At 68.6% G+C, this 2597-nt stretch carries 2 protein-coding genes; both read right to left on the bottom strand.

Annotated features, from left to right (window positions below; translation table 11 throughout):
* Positions 1–101: 101 nt before the first annotated feature.
* Complete coding sequence (gene istB, locus E1292_RS50130) at positions 102–875, bottom strand: IS21-like element helper ATPase IstB (RefSeq protein ID WP_127934030.1); 774 nt, start codon at positions 873–875, stop codon at positions 102–104.
* 64 nt (positions 876–939) lie between these two features.
* Positions 940–2415: an IS21 family transposase gene (istA, locus tag E1292_RS50125; RefSeq protein WP_132606833.1), complete on the bottom strand. Its 1476-nt coding sequence runs from the start codon at positions 2413–2415 to the stop codon at positions 940–942.
* Between the last annotated feature and the right edge of the window lie 182 nt (positions 2416–2597).

The raw sequence follows: 2597 nt of genomic DNA, 5'->3' as shown, positions 1-2597 counted from the left end.
TGTCAACGGCCATGAAGATCCCCAGGTAGGTGGACTTGGGTTCTCTCAACTGGTGGCCATCAGAAATCCATACTGATGGCCGGGGTGGTCCTGATGGGTGGTCAGGTCAATGGGGTGACGCCCTTGCCCGCCAGAGCCTCGGCGAGCCGGTGGGAATCGCCCTTGGTCAGGACCAGGTGGGCGTGGTGGAGGAGCCGGTCGACCGAGGCGGTGGCCAGGGTCTTGGGCATGATGGTGTCGAACCCGCTCGGGTGAATGTTGCTGGTGATCGCGATCGAGCGGCGTTCGTAGGCGGCATCGATGATCCGGTAGAACGCCTCGGCGGCGTCGGTTCCGGCCGGGAGCAGCCCGATGTCGTCGATGACGATGAGGTCGGCGCGGCAGATCCGGGCGACGGTGCGCGCGATGGATCCGTCGACTTTAGCCTTGCCGATCGTGGTGGTGAGGGTTTCCAGGGTGAACCAGGCCACGCGTAGGTCCTTCTCGATGGCCGCGTGGGCCAGGCCCTCGGTGAAGTGCGATTTGCCAGTGCCCGACGGGCCGGCGATCACGAGGTTTTCGGCGCGGCCGATCCATTCCAGCGTGGCCAGGGCGTTCTGGGTGGGTTCGGGGATGGAGGATTCCTCCGGTCGCCAGGACGCGAGGGTCTTGCCGGTGGGGAAGTTGGCCGAGGTGCGGCGCAGCCGCCGGGTGGCCGCGTCGCGGCCAGTGACCTCCTCGTGGATGAGAATGCGCAGGACTTCAGCGGGGTCCCAACGTTGAGCGCGGGCGGTAGCCAGCACGTCGGGGGCGGCTTTGCGCAGGTAGGGCAGGCGCATCCGGCGCAGCAGCCGGTCAAGTTCGTCGGGCAGAGCCGGTGGGGTGGGCGAGGTCATGGGTGGGGTTCTCCTCGTCGCGGGCACCCGCCCGGCCGGGCAGGCCGGGCAGGTGGTGGGGTGGTCACTGGCCCAGGGCCTGCCAGGATGCGGTGCCGGGCTGAGCCGAATGCTTCTCATCGGCGCGCACGAGTTCGCCAACGGCCCGGTGGTCGCTCAGATGGTCGACGATGGCGGGCAGGTCGTCGTCGGCGAAGCGGCCGGCGATCGCGGCAAGGCCGAGTGCCTCATCGACACGTTCAGCGCCGAGCACCGCGGCCAGTTCGACGGCGCGGGCCATCTTGGCGCGGATGCGCACGGCTCCGGCGGGTCCGGCCTCGGTCAGCCACCGCTCGGCGCCCGGCCCGATGCCCAGGAACGCGACCTCCGCCTCGTTGCGCGGCCGCGGTTTCGGCTGGTGAATGCTGCGCCCGTTGGGATGGTGCGGGTAGTGCTCGGCCAGGATCTGTGGGTTACCTGGGACAGACACGCGATGGCGGGCGATCTCGGCCAGCTCCCCGCCGGCGGCCCGGGCGGTGATGACGAGTTCCTCGCCGACCACGCGCACCCAGACCTTGGTGTCGACGTGTCCGGGTGGGGTGGAGTAGCGCACCGAGGCGAAGCTGATGGTCTGGTCGTCGTAGACGATCCGCTGCTCGCCCAGCGCTAGCGCGAACGGCTCGGCGGGCAGCACGTGCAGCGCCTGCTGCTCGATTAACAGCTGCTCGGCGGGGATCTGGCCGCTGCCGCGATGCCGACGGGCGTTAATCTTCTCGCACCAGGTCCGGCATTCGTCGGCCAGCTCGGCGAAGCTGCCGTACTGGCTGCGGAGGTTGGCCTCGGTGGGCACCAGGTCGGCCTTGGCGAGCCGGACGGTGGCCTCCACCCCGCCCTTGGATTCGGGATCGTAAGGCACGCAGGTCTCCACGGTGCAGCCGTAGTACCGGCCCGCGGCCACGATCTGCGGATGCCGCACCGCGATCCCGGCGACGTGGTCGCTGGTCACGGTCTTGGCGTTGTCGGTGAGCACGTAGGTGGGGGCGCCGCCGATCCGCCGCAGCGTGGAGTCCAGGCACGACACCAGGGTGCCGAGCGTGCAGTCCCAGACCGGGATCACTACCCGAAACTTCGACCAGGCCAGCCAGGCGCACCACAGCCAGGTGCGTCTTCCGTCGACCCGCGGGCCTTCGCCCCAGTCGAACTGCAGCCACATGCCCGGCTCGGGGATCCACGGCCGGTAGGTGCGCCGCCGCCCGGCCCGCCACGCAGCCTTGGCGGTGTTGACCGCTCGCCGGGTGGAGCGGGGGCTGCCCCGGTATCCCATCGCGATCAGCTTGTCGTGGGCGATATCAGCGCGGATCTTCGCCTTCGACGCCTCCACCCATTCTTCGATCTTCTCCAGGAACGGATCGATCAGCTTCGGCCGGGCCGCCCGCTCATACGGGTTGAGACCCAGCTGGCGCAGCTCGACGTAGCGTTTGACGGTCTTGGGGTCCGCACCGGACAGCTGCGCGGCGGAGTGGACGGTCTTGGTCAGGTCGTATGCCTCAAAGATCTTCATGATCTCTCTGTCAGACTTTGTCACGGGACCTCTTCGGTCGGCTTGCGAAATGCGGCAAACATCAGCAAACCGGACCGGGGAGGTCTCCCAAGGGGCGGGTGGAGATCAGGGCACCCGAGGCCATCCACGGGGAATTCTCGTGGCCATCAGCCGGGACTCAACTGGCCGCCCACCAGGAGTCT

Source organism: Nonomuraea deserti (assembly GCF_004348685.1).
Lineage (GTDB): Bacteria > Actinomycetota > Actinomycetes > Streptosporangiales > Streptosporangiaceae > Nonomuraea > Nonomuraea deserti.
Note: the sequence above shows the minus strand (reverse complement) of the source record. Positions and strands in the feature narration are given on the sequence as shown.